The 22,797-nt window shown below is 56.0% G+C and carries 24 protein-coding genes, 1 tRNA gene and 1 riboswitch; of the genes, 12 read left to right on the top strand and 13 right to left on the bottom strand.

Annotation, left to right across the window (positions count from 1 at the left end; genetic code table 11):
• Positions 1 to 133 precede the first annotated feature (133 nt).
• The 3 genes from JUK32_RS05930 to JUK32_RS05920 all read left to right on the top strand — a co-directional run bounded on the left by JUK32_RS05930 (position 134) and on the right by JUK32_RS05920 (position 3,279).
• Positions 134 to 544, top strand: a complete 411-nt coding sequence (locus JUK32_RS05930) for a hypothetical protein (RefSeq protein WP_204137924.1) — start codon at positions 134 to 136, stop codon at positions 542 to 544.
• Positions 510 to 1,061: a hypothetical protein gene (locus JUK32_RS05925; protein WP_239112368.1), complete on the top strand. Its 552-nt coding sequence runs from the start codon at positions 510 to 512 to the stop codon at positions 1,059 to 1,061. The genes JUK32_RS05930 and JUK32_RS05925 overlap by 35 nt, the downstream gene beginning before the upstream one ends.
• Positions 1,062 to 1,182: 121 nt before the next feature.
• Positions 1,183 to 3,279, top strand: a complete 2,097-nt coding sequence (locus JUK32_RS05920) for a hypothetical protein (protein ID WP_204137923.1) — start codon at positions 1,183 to 1,185, stop codon at positions 3,277 to 3,279.
• Here the strand turns inward: JUK32_RS05920 and JUK32_RS05915 are convergent.
• Positions 3,266 to 4,108 (bottom strand): prohibitin family protein, encoded by an 843-nt coding sequence (locus tag JUK32_RS05915; protein WP_204137922.1) that lies wholly within the window; start codon positions 4,106 to 4,108, stop codon positions 3,266 to 3,268. The genes JUK32_RS05920 and JUK32_RS05915 overlap by 14 nt on opposite strands.
• A 155-nt stretch (positions 4,109 to 4,263) precedes the next feature.
• On the bottom strand, positions 4,264 to 4,743 hold the full coding sequence (locus JUK32_RS05910; RefSeq protein WP_204137921.1) for a CRR6 family NdhI maturation factor: 480 nt from the start codon (positions 4,741 to 4,743) through the stop codon (positions 4,264 to 4,266).
• A 219-nt stretch (positions 4,744 to 4,962) separates the two neighbouring features.
• On the opposite strand from JUK32_RS05910, the gene wecB reads away from it, so the two are divergent.
• The 5 genes from wecB to JUK32_RS05885 all read left to right on the top strand — a co-directional run bounded on the left by wecB (position 4,963) and on the right by JUK32_RS05885 (position 8,405).
• Positions 4,963 to 6,078, top strand: a complete 1,116-nt coding sequence (gene wecB, locus JUK32_RS05905; protein WP_204137920.1) for a non-hydrolyzing UDP-N-acetylglucosamine 2-epimerase — start codon at positions 4,963 to 4,965, stop codon at positions 6,076 to 6,078.
• 78 nt (positions 6,079 to 6,156) lie between these two features.
• Positions 6,157 to 7,035, top strand: a complete 879-nt coding sequence (locus tag JUK32_RS05900; protein ID WP_204137919.1) for a M48 family metallopeptidase — start codon at positions 6,157 to 6,159, stop codon at positions 7,033 to 7,035.
• Positions 7,014 to 7,095: transfer RNA gene (locus tag JUK32_RS05895), tRNA-Leu, on the top strand. The genes JUK32_RS05900 and JUK32_RS05895 overlap by 22 nt, the downstream gene beginning before the upstream one ends.
• 25 nt (positions 7,096 to 7,120) lie before the next feature.
• Positions 7,121 to 7,399 carry a hypothetical protein gene (locus JUK32_RS05890; protein WP_204137918.1) on the top strand — a complete coding sequence of 93 codons (279 nt, stop codon included), beginning with the start codon at positions 7,121 to 7,123 and terminating at the stop codon, positions 7,397 to 7,399.
• Between the two features lie 571 nt (positions 7,400 to 7,970).
• Entirely contained in the window at positions 7,971 to 8,405 is a 435-nt protein-coding gene (locus tag JUK32_RS05885) for a hypothetical protein (RefSeq protein ID WP_204137917.1), read from the top strand.
• Positions 8,406 to 8,621: 216 nt separating this feature from the next.
• Here JUK32_RS05885 and JUK32_RS05880 read toward each other — a convergent pair whose 3' ends face one another.
• The 6 genes from JUK32_RS05880 to purS all read right to left on the bottom strand — a co-directional run bounded on the left by JUK32_RS05880 (position 8,622) and on the right by purS (position 14,294).
• Complete coding sequence (locus tag JUK32_RS05880; protein ID WP_204137916.1) at positions 8,622 to 10,034, bottom strand: ferredoxin:protochlorophyllide reductase (ATP-dependent) subunit N; 1,413 nt, start codon at positions 10,032 to 10,034, stop codon at positions 8,622 to 8,624.
• Positions 10,035 to 10,116: 82 nt separating this feature from the next.
• The gene (locus tag JUK32_RS05875; protein WP_204137915.1) at positions 10,117 to 10,476 is read right to left on the bottom strand and encodes a DUF5331 domain-containing protein; all 360 of its coding nucleotides are present in this window, start codon (positions 10,474 to 10,476) and stop codon (positions 10,117 to 10,119) included.
• Positions 10,477 to 10,668: 192 nt separating this feature from the next.
• Complete coding sequence (gene bchL / locus JUK32_RS05870; RefSeq protein WP_204137930.1) at positions 10,669 to 11,532, bottom strand: ferredoxin:protochlorophyllide reductase (ATP-dependent) iron-sulfur ATP-binding protein; 864 nt, start codon at positions 11,530 to 11,532, stop codon at positions 10,669 to 10,671.
• Between the two features lie 733 nt (positions 11,533 to 12,265).
• Entirely contained in the window at positions 12,266 to 13,201 is a 936-nt protein-coding gene (locus JUK32_RS05865) for a hypothetical protein (protein ID WP_204137914.1), read from the bottom strand.
• 84 nt (positions 13,202 to 13,285) lie between these two features.
• On the bottom strand, positions 13,286 to 13,984 hold the full coding sequence (gene purQ, locus JUK32_RS05860) for a phosphoribosylformylglycinamidine synthase subunit PurQ (RefSeq protein ID WP_204137913.1): 699 nt from the start codon (positions 13,982 to 13,984) through the stop codon (positions 13,286 to 13,288).
• Positions 13,985 to 14,018: 34 nt separating this feature from the next.
• On the bottom strand, positions 14,019 to 14,294 hold the full coding sequence (purS, locus tag JUK32_RS05855; RefSeq protein WP_204137912.1) for a phosphoribosylformylglycinamidine synthase subunit PurS: 276 nt from the start codon (positions 14,292 to 14,294) through the stop codon (positions 14,019 to 14,021).
• Positions 14,295 to 14,377: 83 nt separating this feature from the next.
• Here purS and JUK32_RS05850 point away from each other — a divergent pair, with 83 nt between their 5' ends.
• Positions 14,378 to 14,785 (top strand): Fur family transcriptional regulator, encoded by a 408-nt coding sequence (locus tag JUK32_RS05850; protein ID WP_204137911.1) that lies wholly within the window; start codon positions 14,378 to 14,380, stop codon positions 14,783 to 14,785.
• 39 nt (positions 14,786 to 14,824) lie between these two features.
• On the opposite strand, the gene JUK32_RS05845 is transcribed toward JUK32_RS05850, so the two are convergent.
• Both JUK32_RS05845 and JUK32_RS05840 read right to left on the bottom strand, forming a co-directional pair.
• On the bottom strand, positions 14,825 to 15,214 hold the full coding sequence (locus JUK32_RS05845) for a RidA family protein (RefSeq protein WP_204137910.1): 390 nt from the start codon (positions 15,212 to 15,214) through the stop codon (positions 14,825 to 14,827).
• Positions 15,215 to 15,399: 185 nt separating this feature from the next.
• Complete coding sequence (locus tag JUK32_RS05840; protein WP_204137909.1) at positions 15,400 to 15,828, bottom strand: NUDIX hydrolase; 429 nt, start codon at positions 15,826 to 15,828, stop codon at positions 15,400 to 15,402.
• A gap of 186 nt (positions 15,829 to 16,014) precedes the next feature.
• Between JUK32_RS05840 and malQ the strand changes: the two genes are divergently transcribed.
• Positions 16,015 to 17,526 carry a 4-alpha-glucanotransferase gene (malQ, locus tag JUK32_RS05835; RefSeq protein ID WP_204137908.1) on the top strand — a complete coding sequence of 504 codons (1,512 nt, stop codon included), beginning with the start codon at positions 16,015 to 16,017 and terminating at the stop codon, positions 17,524 to 17,526.
• 121 nt (positions 17,527 to 17,647) lie between these two features.
• On the opposite strand, the gene JUK32_RS05830 is transcribed toward malQ, so the two are convergent.
• Positions 17,648 to 17,893, bottom strand: coding sequence for a DUF3148 domain-containing protein (locus JUK32_RS05830; RefSeq protein WP_204137907.1), 246 nt, complete (start codon positions 17,891 to 17,893; stop codon positions 17,648 to 17,650).
• 61 nt (positions 17,894 to 17,954) lie between these two features.
• A complete protein-coding gene (locus tag JUK32_RS05825; RefSeq protein WP_204137906.1) occupies positions 17,955 to 18,995 on the bottom strand; it encodes a sirohydrochlorin chelatase in 1,041 nt (346 codons plus the stop codon).
• 35 nt (positions 18,996 to 19,030) lie between these two features.
• Positions 19,031 to 19,199: riboswitch (cobalamin riboswitch) on the bottom strand.
• 224 nt (positions 19,200 to 19,423) lie between these two features.
• Here JUK32_RS05825 and rarD point away from each other — a divergent pair.
• Positions 19,424 to 20,326, top strand: a complete 903-nt coding sequence (gene rarD, locus JUK32_RS05820; RefSeq protein WP_204137905.1) for an EamA family transporter RarD — start codon at positions 19,424 to 19,426, stop codon at positions 20,324 to 20,326.
• Between the two features lie 136 nt (positions 20,327 to 20,462).
• A complete protein-coding gene (locus JUK32_RS05815) occupies positions 20,463 to 22,001 on the top strand; it encodes a phosphomannomutase/phosphoglucomutase (RefSeq protein WP_204137904.1) in 1,539 nt (512 codons plus the stop codon).
• A gap of 110 nt (positions 22,002 to 22,111) precedes the next feature.
• Here JUK32_RS05815 and JUK32_RS05810 read toward each other — a convergent pair whose 3' ends face one another.
• Positions 22,112 to 22,747, bottom strand: coding sequence for an LOG family protein (locus JUK32_RS05810; RefSeq protein ID WP_204137903.1), 636 nt, complete (start codon positions 22,745 to 22,747; stop codon positions 22,112 to 22,114).
• Positions 22,748 to 22,797: the final 50 nt, after the last annotated feature.

Here is a 22,797-nt window from a genome sequence, read left to right as displayed (position 1 = left end):
AAATAACTGGCGCGGCCCCGCTCCAATCGGCCCCGCTAGGCGGCAATCGCAACCAGCCCGGCCCGAGTTGGGTCGGCCAGGTTCCCCGTAGGAGCCCGTCATACCAGTTTTGTTGAGCTGAAGGAGTAGACATATGGTGAGTCAACGATCGCAGTTACCGACCACGTCTCCGGTCAAGTCATTGGTGGCGGGTGGCGTGGTGATTGCCGCAGCAGTGGTGCTGTTTGATGTGCGCGATGTGGGGGGGTGGCTGGCGAGATCGCAACCGCAGGTGAACGAAAAGTCTTGTCACGAGTTTGTGCAAACCGAAGCGAAGCTCTCCCGCGAGCAATTAGCCGAGTTGTTGACGATTCCGGAACGGGATTCGAAGGCGCGGGTGCGGGAAGTGGTGGCCGAGCCCTATTGTCGCTTGGCCAGCCTGAATGTGCGGGCCGATGTGCAAGCCGAGCGCGAAGCCTATCCGCTGGAATTTGATCCCAAAACACAGTTAGTCATTCTGTACGAGAACGATGAATATGCTGGGTATCGCTTTAATTTTGAATAGGTTGACCGCTTGGCAGCGCGGTTGGCAAGGGCGACTAGGGCGATCGCGGCCCTTCCAGCGATGGCGACTGTGGGGCCTGCTGCTACTGGGCTTAGCCCTGGGGCCAAGTTTGAGCAGCTGTCGGGAAGAGGCGATCGCCGCCCCCCGTAGCGTCGCGATCGACCAAACTTGGGAGCTGACCTTGGGCAACGTCGTGGAAGGCTTTCGGGTGGTGGCGGGGTTGGGGGATGTCACTATGCAGCTGCGGGGGGCTCGCGTGCGGGCTCCCTTTGACGGCGAAGCGCAGCCTTCCGCCGATGGCCCGGACTGCCTCTTCTTTGCGTCGCCCGAGGTACCCGCCTATTTGTTTCGCTTTTGTGGCCTGATGAATCCGCAGTTTGGCGAGGTCGAGGCGGGTGACTCCATGGGGCGATCGCAATACTTGCACTTCACCACTATGCGCCGTCAGCCCGATGGCACCTGGGCCATTGTCGAACCCTCTACGGGCGTGTTGGAGCGATCGCTCCAACGTTTTTGATGGCTGGCTGTCGATTGGCTGCCCGCTATGTACCCGTTACGTTTCCACTGTTCCTAAGTTTGCGTGAGAGCCTACTGAGATGCCGCATTATCGAGCCTTATTAACGCTAGGTACTTTGGCCATGTCCTTTGGGGTTGGCAGTGCGGCCAAAGCCAGCAACGACGTGGCCTTGTCTTTTGAGTTGTCGCCTTCACCTCAGGCCGTCGCTGCGGCCAAAGCCGAAGCCGCTGCTGTCGAAGCCGAGGCCGCCGAGGCCGCTGCCGCCGCGACGGCAGCGAAAACCCTCGTGAATGCCGAAGCACCCTTGCCGATTCCCGCTGGGGCCGAAAATCCCCCGATGGCGAGCGACAATAGCCGTCCCTCAGGCGTTTACGGGGGCTTAGAAGCTGTGGCACTGGGCTCGACGGCGTCAGTCCAGGCCTTGTTGCCTGCGCCGCCGCCCATTCCCGCTTACGTCCAGGCCCTACAGACGGCGATCGCTCCACCGCCCGAGCCCGTGCCTGAACCGGAGGCAAAAGCTCAACAGCTCACCGAAACTGAGATTCAAGCGCAAATTGCGCTGTTCATCGGCATTCAAGAAAAGACCTTTGAGGCCCCGCAAGAGACCGTGGCCGTGGCCCCAGAGCCAGATCAGCCCCCGGCGGCACAGCCCACCGTCTTTCAATATTCCTTTGACAACTTCCACACCTTATTTACTGGCGGCACGGAATCTCTGGTGGCTCGGGCGGTGGGCAGCGCCGAGGGCACCCGCACTCCCGAGGGTCACAAAAATCCCGCCTACTACGGACATGTTGACCCGGGCAATGGCGTCTGGAATTTGGGCACGTTCTCTTACCAGCATGGGGCTGCATCTCCAGAAGAAGCCGATGATAAGCAGTTGCGGCGACTGCAAACGCAGACGGAAACCCTGCGCGAAAAAGCCCTCGCCCAAGGGCTACAGCTCACTAAGGAAGAGCTGTTGAACGGGATTGATTTGGCGAACCAGGCACCCCTTGCAGCGTTAGATCGAGGCGGCTATATTGACTGGCTGAAGGAAGCCCATAGCCTCGGCATGCAGGGCTCAGAGGCGATTATCTGGGCGCGCACCCGGTCGTTCATTGACCCCGACACCCAGCGGTGGAATGCCCCGGGGTTGGGAAACAATATCTATTCCATCAGTCATGACCAAGAACGACGAGCCACTGCGATCGCGCGGGCAATCTCAGCCTTCAACGCTCAAACCCAGGTCGCGATCGCCCCTGCCCCCGTACCCAACAACGATGACATCACGCTCAATTTAGAGCCAGAAGTCGCCCCACCTGAACGACTCATTGATCCGGTACCGTTCGCATTCGACGCTTTCCCTGGTCGCGACTCAGCGTCTGACACCGTGGCTCAGACTCCTGCACCAGAGGATGATGTCTCGCCCCCTGTCTCAGCTCTCTCTGATGACGCCGAGTCAGCAGTGATCGCGATGGCGGCCCCCAACGGCGACAAAGTGAGTGTGACGCCTAGCAAGAGTCCGACCCGAGCTGATCAAGGCATCGAGCCGCAGCCTCAGTCGCGCCGTCTCGGACGCTTAGGCCAAGCGGTGACGAATTTCCTGACGGGCAATGCTCCCGAGCCAGCCCCTGCTCCCGAGAATCCACCAGCAGCGACTGAGGGAGTGGAGACGACTGTTACCCCACCCCCAGCAACTGAATCAGTATCCCTTTCAGAGATGACCGAACCGTCCGCTGCTCCAGTGAGCGAACCGATACCGGAGCCTGAGGCGGCAAAGATTACAGGCGCGATCGCGGCTCCCCCGACTGAGGAGAATCCGGCCCCTGTGGCCGAGTCGTCTGCTCCAGCCTCAGCGGGTGGGCGCACCGCAGTGACTGACTCGCCAACGCCAGCGGCGATCGCTCTGCCCCCTGCCGCCGACCGCATCCCCGCCTCAGCCGCGCCGGCCCCCGCCGACCCAACTCCAGACTCTGCAACGGCAGTCCCGGAACCCGCCCCCATTCGGTTTGACCCACCGACATCCCTGCCCATGCCAGTCTCAGAGGCCACCTTCAACACATCAGAGCCACCCTCCGCCACCCGCGTCACCCCGCTGGCAGCCCCCAAAACAGCAACAGCGCCTGCCGATGAGACAGACGCTGAAACGATTAAACAACGCACCTTGGCATCGCTCGACCAGTTGCAGTCAATTTTGCGGGCCGAGGCTGAGGCCGAGGCGGCGGCTAATCAGCCGTAAGGTCAGCGGTATTAAAGATGAAGGGCACACTGGCACTATTGCCACCGCCAGTCACCAAGACCCGAGGCATTTGCGCCCCGCCTTCTCGCCAAGCTTCGATCGCCTCTTTCTGTAGCACAAGCTCGCCCCCTTGGGCCTTGAGCGTTTCTGCTAGCAGTCGCTGCGCCTCGGCCCGACCTTTCGCCCGGTTAACTTCGGCCTGAGCGGTTTGCTCAGCTTCTTGCGCGACATACACGGCTCGGCGAGCCCGCTGCTCAGCAATTTGCTTTTCTTCGACCGCCTTGGCAAACTCCGGCGAGAATTCCAAATCCACCACGCTGGTATCCAGGACGATGATGCCGTACTTATCTAACCGCGTATCCAGGGCTTCGTCGAAGTCATTTTTTAATTCTTGCCGCTTGGTAATGGCCTCTTCGACCGTGCGCAGCGCTGCCGCAATTTTGAAGGACTCCTGGGTTTGGGGGGCAATAATTTTCGCCACGATGTTAGCCAGGGTGCCTTGCGTCCGCCGGATAGTCACCACTTCACTCGGATCAAGCCGAAAGTTGATGGCAAACCGGGCCGACAAATCCTGTAAGTCTTTGGTGGAACTTTGCGCGGGTACTTCAAATTTCTGGACGGTCACGTCATACACGTCCACCGCCGAAATCACCGGCGGCTTAAAGTGGACACCTTCTAACAATGCGCCGTCTTGGGCTTTGCCTAAGATACTGAGGACGCCCGCTTGGCCCGGATTGATGATGACAAAGCTGCTAGACGCGATGGTGAACAACACCAACGCGACAAATCCTAGGGCGATGGGCTGCCACCCGAGAGATTGAGATTTCAAAAGTGTCTCCTTGTCCGTTTTGAGTCAGGTCTCATCCATTGTACGGAGCTCTGGCCGTGCCGGGGCAATGCCACCCCTCACCGTCGCAGGTCACATCATCCACAGGGGCTGTTGCTGCGCCCATTGGCTCGATTACAGCGCCAGGGCAGCCATCATTAAGACATCAGCAGGTCAAATAGCCCATCCTCGATTTCGTACCCGAGCATCTGAGTCATAAACTTCAGGCGCGTGGTTTGAGCATTATTTTGCGATCGCAGCCAACGCGCCACCACAAAAATCTTCTGCATGACAAAAATTTCCAGCGCTTCGGGATTGTAGCGAATGCCATCCTTCGGGCTGAACTGATGGGGCACCAGCATGGCGGCGTAGCGTCCGAGCTCCCCCGCTTCCCAATCCAAGAGATAAGGCAACCAGGGATAGAGCGCGTCTAAGCGAATGAACCACAGCCGCACTTCGGGAATTTCCGAGAGTTCTCGCGGATCGGTGGGCTCGCGGGGAAAATCAATTTCAAATTGGAGCCGCACCTCGGGATCCAGCAAGTTTCCCTTATCCATCAGCGGTTCGATGTAAGCTTGTGCACCTGAAAGGTCCAGGGTATACAGCGTGTTGGCATCAAGTTTTAGCGTGTGGGCCATGGGCGATCGCGTCTATAGTTCAACGGGGTTATGAACACCGCTCCCCCTCAACCTGCGCTGGCTGGGTGAGCCATTGTGTGGACAGGCTGCTGGCAGATGGCGTCCATCTGCTATTCTGCCAGCTTCTCGATACCGCCATTCATGACATGCCATCATAGGGAAGCTTATGGCGACTGCCGCCGTCGTTGACGCCGTTATTTTTTGAGAGTTGCTTGATCCATGTCTGCTCCCATTCGTGTTTGCATCACCTTAGGCACCCGCCCCGAAGCGATTAAACTCGCGCCGGTCATTCGCGCTTTTCGGCAATCAGCGGAGTTTGCGACTCAGGTCATTCTCACGGGGCAGCATCGAGAAATGGTGGCGCAGGTAATGCAGTTGTTTCACCTGGGGGCCGACGAAGATTTGGCAATCATGCAGCCTCAGCAAAGCCTGACGGATATTACCTGCCGCAGTTTGCAAGGGTTAGAAGCGTGTTTTCAGCGATCGCAACCTGACCTTGTCATCGTCCAGGGCGATACCACCACTGCTTTTTCCGCCGCCCTTGCCGCGTTTTATCAGAAGATTCCCGTCGGCCATGTGGAAGCGGGACTGCGGACGGATGATTTGTTGAATCCCTTTCCGGAAGAGGCCAACCGTCGGCTGATCTCCCAAATTACGCGACTGCACTTTGCCCCCACCGATACCGCCGTCGGCCACCTGAAAAAGTCAGGCGTGGTGGGCGACATTCATCACACGGGCAATACCGTGATTGACGCTTTGTTGGCAGTCGCCGCCCAAAATCCCCCCTGCTCGATTCCCGGGCTAGATTGGTCACAACACCGCGTTCTGCTATCGACGGTGCATCGCCGCGAAAACTGGGGCAAGCCCTTACAGGATATCGCCCAGGGCTTTTTGAAAATTCTTGATCAGTGTCCCGATACGGCGCTGCTGCTGCCGTTGCACCGCAACCCCACCGTGCGGGAACCACTGACGATCGCCCTGGGAGAGCATCCCCGCGTCTTTTTGACGGAACCGCTGGACTACGCCCAACTGGTCGGGGCAATGCAGCGCTGCACGCTGTTGCTGACGGACTCGGGCGGTTTGCAAGAAGAAGCGCCGGGGCTAGGCAAACCGGTACTGGTGCTGCGAGAGACCACAGAACGACCCGAAGCGATCGCGGCGGGCACGGCCAAACTCGTTGGCACCCAGGCCGCCGCGATCGCTGACGCCGCGCTGGAGTTGTTAAATTCGCCCACCGCCTACGATGCCATGGCCCAGGCGGTGAATCCCTTTGGCGATGGTCAGGCTTCTCAGCGCATTGTGGATATCGTGCGGCGTTACTGCCAACCCGCTTGATGGCAGCCGCTAGCACCACTAGCGATTAACGAATTTCGTTACAGTGATAGGCAATACTCTGTAAGTCATCCCCCCGCAATGGACACCACCGCTCAAAAGACCGTCTTAACTGGCTTGAAAGCTGATCACTTTCGCCACCCGTTGGATCTAAATGCGACGACGACCCTGCGCCAGTTGCCCGGGCTCGATATGGCGGTGCGGACGGCGCTAGGACCAGTCGCCGAGCAGGTGTTTTACCTCGACAACATTTCTTCCAGCGTGTTAGTGAGCGATCGCCAGCTGCCCCACTTACATGAGCTATTGTTAGAGGCCTGCAAAATCCTCGATCTGGACGCCCCCCAACTCTACATTCGCCAGCACCCCGTCCCGAATGCCTACACCTTTGCCATGCGGGGGAAGCAGCCATTTATTGTGATTCACACCGCTTTGATTGAGCTACTCAATCCCGCTGAAATTCAGGCGGTCATTGGTCATGAACTGGGACATCTCAAATGTGACCACAGCGTGTATCTCACCCTGGCTAATCTATTGACTTTGGCGGCGAGCCAGTTGCCCTTTGCCGAGTTGCTGGTGCCCACGTTTCAAACGCAAATTATGGAATGGGTGCGCTGCGCCGAGTTTACCTGCGATCGCGCCGCCTTACTCGTGGTTCAAGATGCCCAGACCATCGCCTCTTTGTTGATGAAACTGTCCGGAGGCTCGCCCAGTCTCTCCGCACAACTCAATGTTGACGCTTTTCTCGATCAGGCTCGGGCCTATGATGCTGCAGTGGCCTCGGAAACAGGCGAGATTATCAAGCAGATTCGCACCCAAGATTTGACCCATCCGTTGCCGGTCTTGCGGGCTCGCGAAATTGACCGCTGGTTCAACAGCCCGGAATACCAAACTTTGCTAAACCGTGACGTTTCGCAGTATAATCCTCGAGTGTCATCCAAGGGCGGATGGCGGAATTGGTAGACGCACCACACTCAAAATGTGGCGACTTCGGTTGTGAGAGTTCGAGTCTCTCTCCGCCCATGTATATTACCGACAGGTCAACATCATGACGACGCTCAAACGGTGGGAATCTCCCCGTCGCCGGGGGCGCAACGATAAAGGGCGGGCGGGTACTGCTCGACAACGCCAGCTCCGTAAACGTCACCAACAACTGCGGCAACGGCTGAAATCATCCGACACCCAATCTCATCCAGAAAGAGAGGTCATCGACCTCTCTTTTTTAATGCCAAAATATTTTCTGCCCAAAATCAATAAATCTAGCGACGCTTTCTACTGCAAAGTGAAATGTTTTCGGGAGTCGCGTATATTCCCTGAAGCGCTTTAAAGAATGATTGAACACTCCGTATTTTTACAGATATTTGAGGCTCAGGGTTTTTACTGAGTTATAACTCTCAAAATCTAGAGTTTTCTCGCAAAAGTCTGATCTGTGCTGATGACTACCTTTTCGGATATCACAGGACATAGCGATCGCCAGCGTCTCAGTACTTGCAAAGTCATGCTGCCGGGGGGCTCACAGTCCTAACCGCGAGCCGTTGTAAGGGCCGCTGGGTTCACAGGGGGCGTTCCTATCGCAACTGATGATCGCCAGAAAACGATAAAGTTCTTGTGGATATGGATGATTTTTCCAAGATTTTACGCAAGCACGAATGCGGCCCTTCAGGAGAGAATGCTAACCATATAAAGTTCCGATTACCTGTGCTCGATTGGCAGGCGTTAAGGCTAGTGTCAGACTTTGTTTATTTACTGAAACCCTTTGCCAAGAGTTTTCATATGTCCCTGGGTTACTCCCCTTGTAATACGGGAAACATAAGCCTAGCGGAAGATCACATCAACCTCTTTTGGGCAGGCCATTGAAACCACATTCACCTAACGTTATTGAGCAAGCGCCGTCTTCCATGCCGACTACTATTGGGACGACCTACTACCTGGTTAAGCTCTACACTCACAACCACGAAGATCTCTTCGGTGATGTGACTGAAGATCGGCAATTTGAGTTGAACGGGGTCGGCCAGATCGCTGCAGATGAATGGCAACGCTCAGCCCGGGCTTATACTCACCTCACGCTGGATAAATGGGCCATTTGGCCGAATCGAGTCGAAGGCATTGTCACTCTACGCGAAGCAGGAAATGCCAGCAGCTATAGCAATCCCGGTGATAAGCCCCGCCTGTTGAATTCGTTCGTGGCGAGTTATAAGGCCGCTGCGGCGAAGCGGATTAACTTGCTGAGAAATACGCCTGGCAATCCCCTGTGGCAACGCGGTTATCAAGAACGCTTAATTGCTGACAACCTCATCCTGCAGCGAGTACAGCAAGCGTTAAAGCAGTTGTAAACAGCCACTAGTACAGTGCGGCGTAAACTTGCAAACCCTTAGCCCTCACCCTAAATCCCTCTACCAACTTTGGGAGAGGGACTTCCGATCAGTGTCGAGACTTGTGCCGTCGAGTACTAGATTGATCAATAATTCGCGCCACGATCGCGGTTAGGGAGAGCAAGCTCCTTAACCGCGATCGCAGCTAACGTCTTAAGATGCCGGAGAGTCTCGGCGCTAAACTTTGGCTTCCTCTTTCACGAGTTTGTCCCAACCGAGGTCGCTGAGACTGCTGTTGCGGCGGAGCGGCCGGGTGACCAACTCTAGAATGTCACGGGCATTGGCAAAGCCGTGAATTTGAGCAAAGGTGAATTCCACTGACCACTTAGTATTGATGCCCCGCGCCTCTAGCGGATTCGCATGGGCCATGCCCGTAATCACCAGATCCGGTTGAATCTCTTGAATTCTCTGGATCTGCTTATAGTTGTCGGGTTTTTCGGTGATTTTCGGCAGGGGCGCGCCCATCTCATGGCAGGTCTTTTCTAACAGGGCGAGTTCCGCTGCCTGGTAGCGCTTGTCCATGTAGGGGATGCCAATTTCGGGTACGGTCATACCGCAGCGTACGAGGAATCGAGCCAGGGAGATTTCCAGCAGGTTATCGCCCATGAAGTAGACGGATTTGCCACGCACGATCGCCAAATAGTCTTCGAGGGATTCCCAAATTTTGGCTTCGCGCTCTGCTAAGCCTTGGGGTTCAATGCCAAACACCGAGCAAACTTTTTCGACCCAGGCGCGGGTGCCATCGGGGCCAATGGGGAAGGGGGCACCAATCAGCTTGCACTTGCGGCGGCGCATGAGTCCCGTGGCCGTCCGTGACAGAAACGGATTAATCCCGATGACGTAATCGCCCTCATCCAACACAGGGAGTTCGGTATAGCGTTTAGCGGGCAACCAACCGCCAACTTTAATCCCCTGTTTTTTGAGTTCCAAGGTCATCTGGGTGACGATGGGGTCTGGCACCGAGCCAAAGATGACCAGGTTGGGATGGTCGTGATATTCCGGGCTCTCAGTCGGTTCTGGGGTATCGGTTTTGCGGCCAAAGTTAAGCAGTTTTTGAAAGTTGTTGCGCTCGGCTTTGTCCGTTGGCGATTCGAGGTCGTCGCTAGTGGGGCACCGCTCCACCATGGCTGCAAGTACCGTGTCTTCCCCTTGGGTGAAGGCATAGTCGAGGCCGTTAGCCCGCGCGACGACGATGGGAATGCCAATTTCGCCTTCGAGCTTGGGGGCTAGACCTTCGAGATCCATTTTGATGATCTCGGTGGTGCAGGTACCGATAAAGACGATGACCGAAGGATTGCGATCGCGCTTAATCTGCTCGCACAGCCGCTTCAACTCCTCATAGTCATTCAGCTGAGCGGAAATGTCGCTCTCCTCTAGCTCCGCCATGGCGTAACGGGGCTCGGCAAAAATCATCACCCCCATGGCGTTTTGCAAAAAGTAGCCACAGGTTTTGGTGCCAATGACGAGGAAAAAGCTGTCTTCGATTTTTTGATAGAGCCAAGCGACACAGCTAATGGGGCAAAACGTGTGGTAATTGCCTGTATCACAGTCGAATTCTAATTTTTCAGGTTGGGGGGTTGCCAGGGTCATGCGTTACTCCTTAAGTGCAGTCAATGGAAAGTCCCCTCAAGGCCAAACTGTAACGGCGATCGCGCAAGTGATTCACAACGCTTTAGCTCTCATCAGCTTCAGCTGAATCGAGTAGCATTGTCGCCTCTTCGTTTTCCGCATCGACGGTGGTGGGTAGACTACCGCCAGCTAACGCCATTTCTGGGTCAAAGTTGAGGCCGAGCACTTCGACCAGCGCATCTTCATCAGAATTGAGCTGGTAAAACGGCACCATCAGATTGCCTAACTTGGGTTCTAAGGCGTTCACCACACCCAAGATGAGGAATGACGATGGGCGTCGTCCCCCGTCGGGAGTTCTGACCGAGGTCATTCGCATTTGCAAGTGCAACCACTCCCGGTTAGATTCCACGTAATCTAGCCACTTTTGGCGAATTACTGATACGAAATTTTCGAAGAAGGCCATCACTTTGCCTCAATCCGTTGCGTTTAGACGCCTCATGATAGATGAAATTCATCAAAGCAGAGAGTCAATTGAGCAGCAACGTTACAGGGACTCGGGGATTCGGGGTAAAAAATCGGTGGAGGCGACTGAACTTAGACGGTGAGTGTCCGCGTGAAGCTCAGTGCCGCCTCGAAAATTCGGCACAAAATCGAGTTAAACCATCATCAGATCTAGTTCAGATTCTTGCTTCGGCGCGTCTGCGGGGGGATTGAGATAAAAGTCAGACAGCAACGCAAACAGTTCGCGATCTTTCGTTTCACTGGGGATGACGCCCTCAGGCTGCGCGAGAATTTGGTCGGCAATGTTGAGGTAATACTGCGTTACTGGCGTCAGCGAAGGATCGGTTTCGGCCATTTCGAAGAGGGTCTTGCCCTTGACCCGCGAGATGCGGATGTCTTCGATCAGTGGCAGAATTTCGAGCACTGGCATATTTACTGACTCGATGTATTTATCGATCAGGTCACGCTTAGAGGTGCGATTGCCGATGAGTCCGGCTAGGCGCAGGGGATGGGTGCGAGCTTTTTCGCGTACCGAGGCCGCGATCCGATTAGCTGCGAACAAGGCATCGAAACCGTTGTCGGTGACGATCATGCAGTAGTCAGAATAGTTGAGCGGGGCCGCAAAGCCGCCGCAAACCACGTCGCCCAACACATCAAAGAGAATCACGTCGTATTCATCGAAGGCGTTGAGTTCTTTGAGGAGTTTGACGGTTTCGCCCACGACGTAGCCGCCACAGCCAGCGCCCGCCGGGGGGCCGCCCGCTTCGACACAGTCCACCCCACCGTAGCCTTTGAAGATGACATCTTCAGGCCACACATTTTCATAGTGAAAGCCTTTGTCCTTCAGCGTGTCGATGATGGTGGGGATGAGGAACCCAGTCAGGGTGAAGGTGCTGTCGTGTTTGGGGTCGCAGCCAATTTGGAGGACTTTTTTGCCCCGTTTGGCGAGGGCGACGGAAATGTTGCAACTGGTGGTGGATTTGCCAATACCACCTTTGCCATAGACGGAGAGTTTCACAGGCGATCGCTCCCAAGCGTTCGGTTCAATAATGCATTGCGGCTGGGGATGATGAGTCAGCGCCGTCACCCGCAACGGTTGTAAATAGGTAAACTCGCCGCGTGAAAGCAGCGAGGGTTTTCGGCTTGATTAGCATTATGGGGGCGGGCATTCGATTCGGGAAGCGGCCATAAATTCCAACCACCCTTTAATCAGTATCTAGTCTGTCTTAAAACTCTTGAGAATCCTTTCATCACCTTAGATCCCTGATTAAAGCTAAAAAACAGATTTTTAGATTATTTGTGTCTGCAATAAATATAAGTGAAGACAAAAGACAAAAAATTAGTAATGGCAAAATTATTGTCCCCAGAGAGAATTTCAGGGCATTGAGCCCGGCTCGATGTCGGCTCTGAGGGGAGGGGTGTCACTGGTCGGCTCGATGCGAATTGCCCCACTGTGGCACCTGCCTTGTGCCATCGCTAAGGCTGGAGGGCAAGTCAGAGAGTGCGTTTCAGGGGCAGGGTAGGTGGAGCTAAAGGGAGTCGGCGATCGCTGAGCTTGGCTTGACAGTCAGATTTTGCCCAGAGTTTGGGGCACTGAGGTTCTCAATGCCAAGTGGCTCGACATCAAGGCCCAGGTCTTGCCGCCCAGGCAAATGTTTAATCATTCTGTGCAAAAACTGTTTTATTAAGTTCAGTCAATTTTTAGCGGCTCAACCGTCTGTTGACGAAATGTTGCTAGCGGGCTCTGACGCTCAGCGTCGAGGCTGCACATTGATCCCGATACTCATCTCGCCGCCGAGGGCTGAACTGCCATCATCGGTGGTGCTCGTGGTGGTGGGCCAGTAGTTCGGGTGGTCTTGGGCGAGGCCGCGATCGCGGCGATAGCGGCCGACTTCATCGTGCAAATCCTGCGCGATTTCCAGGGCGGTCTTGACGGGGGGCGACGACATATCCCGCAATTTCACTTGCAGCATGACTTGCTTAATCAGGAGTTTGTGGGTGTCGGGCGTGAGCTCGGCATCCAGCCCTAGCTTCAGTTTGCTGTTCGATACGGCTGCGACGGCACGCTGGACCAAACTCTCGCCAATGTCAACGGCGGTGGGCTGAAATTTGTGGATATAAGCCTGCATGACATCCGTCACCGAGTTGGTCAGGTCGCGTTGTTGCCAGACTTGGTGCACTTGATCCGCGAGGGCGAGCCATGTGGGATCGATTACGCGATCGCTCGCGGTCGATACATCGATCTGGCGACTGACCGTGTCGATGAGGTGACGGGCGGTATCGCGGGGGAGGGTGACATCGGTGACGAGGGGCAGCACCGTCGCGACTAATGGCTCTAAAGCTGGAATATCGGTGGGGGTGTATTTCTGTAAGTAAGCGTCGACGATGGCCCGAGTTTGGACTGCCAACTGCTCGCGCCAGTGTTGGGCTTGGGTGGCAAGGTGTCGGTCTACTTCTTGCCCGACTGGGGGCCAAGGCCGACTTAGGTCAACGTCAGCGACCAAAGTATCGACCCACTGTTCAATCTCCCAACCGGGCAGTTTCAAGTCTCCGGTTTGCGCTTTGACGGCCAAGAGCGCCCCCGCGATCGCGCGCACCTCCGGCAGAGAGTCACCGCCGTACTCATGCAGATACGCGTAAAGAGCGGCTGTTAACGACTGCTGGGTGTCTGCATCCAAGGTGGTCATGGTGACGCCCCCAGAGTTAAAAAAGGTTGATAACTCAAGGGTATCAAGCGGAAATTAGACGGGACGTTGACCGCATCATCTCGTCTAAATTGTTTGCAGTTGCTTACTCATCACACTCTGGAACAGCGCCAACCCATCCGTGCCGCCCAAGAGGGGATCGGAGACTCGCTCCGGGTGAGGCATCATGCCCAGCACGTTGCCCTGGCGGTTGCAAATGCCCGCAATGTTGTTCAGCGAGCCGTTGGGGTTGCTCTCTGGGGTGGGGGCACCCGTGGCGTCGCAGTAGCGGAAGACGACTTGGCCGTGGTCTTCGATCGCTTGCAGGGTGTCGGCGTCGGCGTAGTAGCAGCCTTCTCCGTGGGCAATGGGCACGGTAATCACGGCTTGGTCAGGATAGTGTTGCGTCCACACCAGATCGGTGCGCTCGACTCGCAGGGGCACGCGATCGCAAATAAAGTGCAGGTCGCGATTGCGCATCAGGGCACCGGGTAGCAATCCCGCTTCGGTCAAGATTTGAAAGCCGTTGCAGATGCCGATGACCAAACCGCCGCGTTGAGCGTGTTCGACCGTGGCTTGCAAGGCGGGAGAAAAGCGGGCGATCGCGCCACATCTGAGATAGTCGCCGTAGCTAAAGCCGCCGGGCACAATCACCAAATCGGCATTTTTTAAGTCACGGTCTTCATGCCAGATCATCTGGGTGGGTTGGCCGAGTAGATCGCGGGTGACGTAGGCCGCATCGCGATCGCAGTTCGCACCGGGAAAGACAATAACGCTGACGTTCATAGCAGTCGACTTCCAAAATTCGGGGAGCAAAAGGTTAAGCGACGGTGCCCGCAGGGGCTTTAATCGCTAACTCAACGCGGTAGTTTTCGATGACTGGATTGGTCAAAAGCTGATCACACATGTGATCCAACTGCTGGCGAGCCGTGGCTTCATCCTCAGCCGTCAGGGTGACTTGAATGTATTTGCCAATGCGCACTTGCTCGACCCCGGTAAAGCCCATATGGTGGAGGCCCGACTGCACCGCAGTGCCCGCCGGATCAAGGACCGAAGGTCGCAGCGTAACGTAGATCTGGGCTTGGTAGGTCGGCATGGCGATCGCGTCTTCAAAGGCTTCATCATCCTACCGTATTCCGCTCTGCACTAAGCTGGTAGAGACGCTGTTGATAAGCAGGCATGAACGGACGCACTCGCAGTCAAGAACGCATTCTCCAAGTGATGCAAGAGCTCACTAAACCGACGTCGGCTCAAGATCTATATATGGAACTGCGTAACCACCAATTCAGTATTGGCTTGGCGACGGTGTACCGCTCTCTGGATGCGCTGAAACTGTCTGGGCTGGTACAAGTGCGGACATTGCCCAGCGGCGAATCACTCTACAGCTTGCCCCAAGAAGACCGCCACCATCTCACCTGTTTGCGGTGTGGCAGCAGCATTTCCATTGATGAATGCCCGGTACACGATTTGGAGCACGAACTCCAGGCTCACCACGAGTTCCGCATTTACTATCACACACTGGAATTCTTCGGGCTTTGTCCCAATTGTCAGGCCCGCGAAGAGGTCGCTGCGGGTGCGGTTGAGTAACCCCGTGAGTCGAGCGATCGCCATTCCCCCCTCGATTTCTTAGATGACGGCAATACATTCAATTTCGACGCGCACATCTTTGGGCAGTCGGGCCACTTCGACACAAGCGCGGGCGGGGGCGCTCTCTTCGCCAAAATGCTTCGCGTAGGTGGCGTTCATGGTGGCAAAGTCGTTCATATCTTTGAGAAAGACGGAGGTTTTGACCACGTTGTCCAAGGTGGCTCCCCCGGCGGCGAGGATGGCTTTGAGGTTGGCGATCGCTTGCTCGGTCTGGGCCACAATATCGTCGCCGCCGACTAATGTCCCCGTTTGCGGATCAAGGGGAATCTGCCCTGACACAAACAGCATTGAGCCCGTCGCGGCGATCGCTTGGTTGTAAGGGCCGACGGGTGCCGGTGCCTGAGCGGTTTGCACGATTTTGCGTTCCATGAATGTTCCTTTGCAATGGTGTAACGGCCATCATTATTGCAGGGAGAAATGCCAATGCAAAATTCCGCAGGGGTGAGGCATTCTCGTCACCTCAATTATGGCTTTTGGCAACAGTCAAGGTCATGCCCTTTCGCCCCCACGATCGCGTCGGGAATACCGACAATTCGGCCTGTGAGCCTGAGCGATCACGGGCGCGGACGGACGCCATAGTGGCGATACTGCCAATAGTCTTGCAGGATGCGATCGTGGTCAAAACACAGGTTGGTCGGCACCTCCCACGGGGCAAAGAGGGCGATGTCTTGGGCGTCATCATCGGCGACGGGGGTGCCGGTGGCGTAGGCCAGAAACACGATGCTGAGGGTATGTTTGCGCGGGTCGCGGCTGGGATCAGAATAGACGTAAAACTGTTCGATGAGGGTAATGGCCAGCTGGGTTTCTTCCTGGGCTTCACGAATCGCTGCCGTTTCGACCCGTTCCCCATAATCCACAAAGCCACCGGGGATCGCCCAGCCATAAGGCTCGTTGCGCCGCTCAATCAGCACAATGGGGCGGTGGGGGCGATCGCGCATTTCGATCACGATGTCTACGGTGGGGGCGGGGTTACGGTACGTCACAGCCAGCCAGCCATTTGCCAAATAAACAGTTTTACTACCATAGGAGATTTTGGCCGGAATCCTCGCGATCGCTGAAGCCAAGCTGCGGCAGTTACGCACACGGAGCGATCGGCAAAACTCTATCCAGCGCTCAGTTATTCCTGATTATTGCCATGCTAAAGTCAGTGGGACGTTATCGAAGAACCGATGCCTTTTCAACGAGCGAGCGGCATTCTGTTACACCCCACCTCATTTCCTGGGCGGTTTGGTATGGGCGATCTGGGCCCCACTGCCTATGAGTTCGTCGATTTTCTCGACGAAACGGGACAACAACTCTGGCAAGTCTTGCCCCTGGGGCCGACCGGCCATGGCAACTCGCCGTATATGTCTTACTCGTCGATGGCGGGGAATCACCTGCTCATTAGCTTGGAAAAGCTGCGCGATCGCGGCTTGTTAGAGCAATCCGATTTAGACGACTTCCCCCACTGTCCTGAAGATGAAGTGGACTTTGGTCAAGTCTTGCCGACTAAGCTCAAACTGTTGGAAAAAGCGGCCGAAACGTTCAATGCCACCGCTGACGAAGACTCTCGCAGTGAGTACGACACCTTTTGTCAGGAGCGGGCCTTTTGGCTGGACGACTATGCCTTTTTTATGGCGTTGAAACGTGCCCATCATGGCGCTGGCTGGCATCAATGGGATGCCGCCCTGGCCCGGCGTAACCCGCAGGCAATGTCAGAATGGCACGATAAGCTGGCGACCGTAATTAGCTATCACAAGTACTTCCAATTTGAATTTACACGCCAGTGGCATGAGCTCAAGCAATACGCCAATGATCGGCACATTCAAATTGTGGGCGACATGCCGATTTATGTCGCCCACGACAGCGTGGACGTTTGGGCTTTTCCCCACAATTTCATGATTGATGAGGAAACGCTAGAGCCCTCTGAGATGGCGGGAGTGCCGCCTGACTATTTCAGCGAAACGGGGCAGCTCTGGGGCAACCCGACCTATAACTGGGAAGAAATTCAAAAGCGAGGATTTCGTTGGTGGCTCCAGCGGGTCAAATCATTGCTCGATTACGTTGACCTGACGCGGATTGACCATTTCCGCGGGTTTGAAGCTTATTGGGCCGTGCCCGAAGGCGAAACCACTGCCCTCAATGGTGAATGGGTGAAAGCGCCAGGGGAAGCCTTTTTCAACGCGGTGAAGGAAGAGTTTGGCAGTCTGCCGATTTTGGCCGAAGACTTGGGCGTCATCACGCCCGAGGTCGAAGCCCTGCGGGATCAATTTGATTTTCCCGGCATGAAGATTTTGCAGTTTGCCTTCGGTGGTGACGACACGAATCCGTATCTGCCGTTCAACTATGTGAACAACTGCTTGGTGTATACCGGCACCCACGACAACGACACGACGGTGGGCTGGTTTGATCAAGCTGGAGAATACGAGCGCGATCGCGTCCTCCGCTATCTCGGCGGTCTCCATGCCGATGGCATTCACTGGAGCTTGATTCGCTTAGCGCTGAGTTCCATTGCTAACCAGGCGATCATTCCCCTGCAAGACGTGTTGGGACTCGGCAGCTTTGCCCGCATGAACTCACCCGGCAAGCCTGACGGCAACTGGGCCTGGCGCTATCGTTCCGAAATGCTCACGGGTGAACTGCGAGAACGCCTGCGGGAAATGATTCGTCTCTATGGACGCACGCCACCCCATTGGCAATAGCCAGTTTTCTGGGGAGAGCAGCGATCGCTGACGAACAGCAGCATCCTTAATCGGCGTTACGCGATGACGCGGCTTCGTTGGCATTGGCCAGATGTGCGATATCCTGTCGCACCCGTCAGCTTTACTCTTCTGTGGCCGAGTTGTTTTCGTAAACGACTTTGGCTAAATAGGGGGTGTCGACCAGAAAGGATCCCTGCTCAAATTTGACCACCCAGGAATCCCCCGGCTTTTGCTGCACAATGATGCCCGGTGTCCCGACGGGCACCGTGTCGCTGGGGCGCAGCATGGGCATGGTGTCGGCGGTCTTGATATAAGGCGGGGTGGTGGCGAGATAAACGCGATCGCCAATGATAAAGGACTCACTCATCGTCAAATCACCGTGAAGAACTGGGGTGGAGTCCGGTGGCTCCACCCTCAACATATCGCTGTTAGGGCACTTGCCAAATGCGATCGTGATATTGCGCCGGTTCCGCATAAGGATCGGGCATTTCACTGCCATGGTCGTGAGGGTGGCCGTGACCGTGAGGGTGCCCGTGAGCCGGGTCATCGCTGTGATCATGCCCGTGACTGGAACCATGAGCATCAAAGGCGGCTAATCGGAACTTGCACATTTCACAGTTCATCGCGACCGACCCGGTTTGGGTCTCAATTTCGCGGCGGCGCATCACCCCGAGCAACTGCTGGTGAAGGCCCATTTCCGGCAAACATACGACTTCAGTTTCGGGATGGGCAACCTGCTGTTGAGCGGCGATATCTTGAATCTTTTTCATCAGTACGCCCGTGAACAAGAAGTAAGGCAACACGATGATGCGCTTGGGCTGATACAGCCGTGCCCGCCGAAAACCTTCTTCCAGCCGGGGATGGGTGATGCCGACGAAGCAAGTTTCCACGGTATCGTAGCCGCTGCCTTCCCACACCATGCGCGCCAGTTTGTAAACATCGCCATTGGCATCGGGGTCGCTGGCCCCACGCCCGACAAACAGCAGCACGGTGTCTTGCCGTTGGATCTGCCGGGGATTGTACGCCGGACTGTCGAGTTGAGTGAGGCGATCGCGCCACAAATCCAAGATCTCCGGGGTAATGCCAAAGTGTCGCCCATAGTGAAACGTGACTTGGGGATGCCGTTGCCGAGCGCGATCCAGTTCATTGGTGACATCGAACTTGTTGTGTCGCGCGGCAAACAGCAACACAGGTAGCGCTGAGATATCGGTGTAGCCGGCCTCAACACAGCGATCGACCCCAGCTTGAATAGACGGTTCGGTCAGTTCCAGAAAACAGGGAATGACCGGACGGGACGCATCTAAAGCTTGATAAGCAGCGGCAAAATCCAGCACGTTTTGCCGGCCCTGGGCATCGCGGCTGCCGTGACCAATGAGTAACAGGGGGCGCTGTTCCGGTAAAGGCGTCAGTTTTAAGGAATGATCGGCGTCAAAAACACCGGGATGAGTCAAAATTTGCGCGGTGGTCATTCGTGATTTATCTCCGAGCCTGTGCAACGCAGGCGATCAAGATACAAAGCCACAGAGGGTGTTCTGACTGAAAACCTCTTACCTCGTGCGTGGTAGAGATTGATCACAGTTGCGGCACAGTGTCGGATTGGTGAACGAGTTCACGCACCGAACTTTCCCCTCAGGTGGCGGCATCAATTTTGCTCTGTCATCTTATCTCACTGCTCTGCGGGAATGAATGCTGGGGAGGGGGATATGGGCGGGGGATATGGGTGGGGGAGTGAGGGAGTGGGGGCGCAGGGGAGTGGGGGCGCAGGGGAGTGGGGGCAGCGAAGGTGATTGGTCAGGTCTCTAATGTGGGTTGCAAATATTTAGGAGCCTCGATCACACCCACAGATGCCCCCGGTTCCCCTGTTAGGATATGGGCTTTGCCTCGCGAGGAAGTCGGCTTGAACGAATCGTCTCAATCATCGCAGTCGGCTAGCAGGGCTGGCGGCTTCTACGCGGTGCTGGCCTACGGCGCTTGGGGGTTACTCCCCATTTACTGGAAGTTTTTTCAGCAAAGTTCGCCAGTAGAAGTGCTGTGCCATCGCATGATCTGGTCGCTGGTGTTTTTGAGCGGCATTTTGCTGGTGCAGCAGCGCCAGGCGGAGGTGGGAGCCTTGCTGCGATCGCCCAAAACCTTACGGATTTTACTCGCAACGGCGACCTTACTGACCTGTAATTGGGGTCTCTACATCTACGGGGTGAACAGCGATCGCGTGGTGGAAACCAGCCTCGGCTACTTCATCAATCCCCTGGTGACGGTCTTGCTAGGTTTCGTGTTTTTGCGGGAGCGGCTACTGCGGGGCCAGCAGATGGCGGTGGGGTTGGCGGCGATCGGCGTCGGCTACTTTATTTGGCAGTTTGGGGCGGTGCCGTGGATTGCGTTGGGGCTGGCGTTTACCTTTGCGTTTTATGGCCTGTTGCGCAAGGTGGTGGCTGTCGCCCCCATGGTCGGCCTGGCAGTGGAAACGTTAATGATTACCCCGTTAGCGTTGCTGGTAGTGAGCTACTGGCAGGTCACGGGCGTGGGCAATTTCGGTTCAACGGTGCCTTTAAGCCTCTTATTTATCGGGGCGGGGGTGATGACCTCCATGCCGCTGCTGTGGTTCAACAATGCGGCCAAGCGGTTGCGGCTCTCGACCTTGGGCTTTTTTCAATATGTCGCGCCTTCGATACAGTTGGTGCTGGGCGTATTTCTGTATCGGGAGCCGTTTACCCCGACGCACCTGGTCACCTTTGGCTGCATTTGGACAGCATTGGTCATTTATTCCACCACATCACTGATGCAGCGATCGCGCCCAGGCTGATTTTGGAAAGTATGCGGGAGCCCAATCGGTGCGATCGCCAGCAAGTTCCGCCTGACGTGCAAAAAAGCTGAAGAAATCGCGGAATCGCGCTGGTCACTTTTAAGGTGAGAAGGAAACTGCAACGGAGCGATCGCCCATGGTTCTTTCCACAACATCGGTGAATTGGGCTGCCCTACAAAATGGGTCTGACATTCGCGGCGTGGCGATCGCCGGGGTGCCGGGTGAGCCTGTGAACCTGACGCCTGCGGTGGCTCACACATTGGGCCAAGCCTTTGTGAGTTGGCTCGCGGCCCAGCTGGACAAGCCCGCCACTGAGTTGACGCTAGCGATCGGTCGCGACAGTCGCCTCTCTGGCCCGACCCTAATGACTGCTGTCACAGAAGGCATGACGGCGATGGGTAGCCAGGTTTACGACGTGAGCATGGCCTCGACTCCGGCTATGTTTATGAGCACGGTGCTGCCCGAGTTTCAATGCGATGGCGCGATCATGCTCACGGCCAGCCATTTACCGTTTAATCGCAACGGGTTGAAGTTTTTTACCCGCCAAGGGGGGCTCAGCAAACCTGACATCAAGAGCATTTTGGACTTGGCGGCGACTGCCGACTTCCAGACTGCTAGAGAACCAGGCGCGATCGCCCCGCGCGACCTCATCTCCGCCTATGCCGCCGAGCTAGTGCGGCAGATTCGCGCCGCAGTGAATCATCCCGACCATTTTGATGAGCCTTTACAAGGGCTCAACATTGTGGTGGATGCGGGCAATGGGGCAGGCGGTTTCTACGCTGACCAGGTATTACAGCCGTTGGGAGCCGATACCACCGGGAGTCAGTTTCTCGACCCCGATGGCACCTTTCCCAATCACGTCCCCAACCCGGAAAATGAGGCAGCGATGGCGGCGATTTGTGAAGCTGTCACCGCTAACCAGGCCGACTTTGGCATTATTTTTGACACGGATGTCGATCGCGGGGCGGCAGTCGATCACGAGGGGCAGGAACTCAACCGCAATCGTCTCATTGCATTGATTTCAGCCGTTGTCCTGCAAGCGCATCCCGGTTCGACTATCGTGACCGACTCCATTACCTCCGATGGCCTGACCCGCTTTATCGAGCAAGATTTGGGCGGTGTTCACCATCGCTTTAAGCGCGGCTACAAAAATGTGATCAACGAGGCGATGCGGTTGAATGAAGCGGGGCAGGAATCTTGGCTGGCGATCGAAACCTCCGGTCACGGAGCCATGCGCGAAAACTATTTCTTGGACGATGGGGCTTACCTCGTCAGCAAGCTCTTGGGCGAACTCGCCAAGGCGCGACTCAGCGGCAAACGCTTGACTGACCTGATCACCAATTTGCAAGAACCGGCAGAAAGCCAGGAGTTTCGGCTCAAGATTCTGGAGCCGGACTTCCAAGTCCACGGCAGCAGCGTTATTCAGCAACTCCAAGACTTTGTCGCTGAGCAACCGGGCTGGGCAATCGTGCCCCACAACTACGAAGGGTTGCGCGTTGCTTGCACCAGTCCAGAGCAAAACGGCTGGTTTTTGCTGCGATTGTCGCTGCACGACCCGGTGTTACCCCTCAATATCGAATCTAATGTGGAGGGCGGTGTGGCCCAGATGGCGGCGCGTCTCCAAGCCTTCTTCAAGACTCAAACTGGCCTGGATTTGTCCGCTTTCAAGTCTTGATAAGTGTTCTCAACAACAGAACCCCGATTTTTCCCTTGCCAGAAGTTCACTAATACCAGGCTTGTGGGCAAAAGAACGGGGTTCTGTTGTGTCGTTACCCGATCTGTCGCTCACAGCTTGTACTGCTGATAGTTGAGACAAAAGTCGCCATTGCTTTCAACAAACTTGCGTTGGGCGGCGCGCACGACTTCAAACGCTTCGTCGCAGTTGCGCACGAGATACAGCATCTCGTAGTCTTCGGGATTGATCAGCCGCTTTTCTAGGGGCCAAGCCTTGACCCAGCGCAGAAAGTCTTCCCACATATCGCCCAGCAGCACAATGGGAATATTGCAGATGTGCTCGACCTGCATCAGTTGCCAGGTGTAGGCCAGCTCTAGCAGGGTACCGACGCCACCGGGAGCGACCACGACCGCATTCGCCAAGTGCATGAAATGATCGAGGCGTTCAGAGAAGCGATCGAAGTCGTGCTTAATATCCACATGGGGATTCGCGGCTTCTTCAAAGGGCAACTTGATATTGAGGCCATAGGATTTGCTAGACGCATCAACACTGTTGGGATCTGCACGGCCTTCGCGATGGCCCCAGTTGGCCGCTTCCATCAATCCAGGGCCGCCCCCGGTGACCACATCCATACCGTCTCGACCCAGCAACCGGGCTAATCGTCGCACCTGCTCATACACCGTATCCTCAGGCTTCAAACGCGCAGAACCAAAGATGACGACCCGGAATCTATCTGCCTCAGACATGACACTTTCCACAATTGCAATGTTGATGACGCCGTACCAGACAACCCACA

The organism is Halomicronema sp. CCY15110, from assembly GCF_016888165.1.
Classification (GTDB): Bacteria; Cyanobacteriota; Cyanobacteriia; order Phormidesmidales; family Phormidesmidaceae; genus Halomicronema.
The sequence above is the reverse complement of the archived record's forward strand: the minus strand, read 5'-3'. Positions and strand labels throughout refer to the sequence as shown.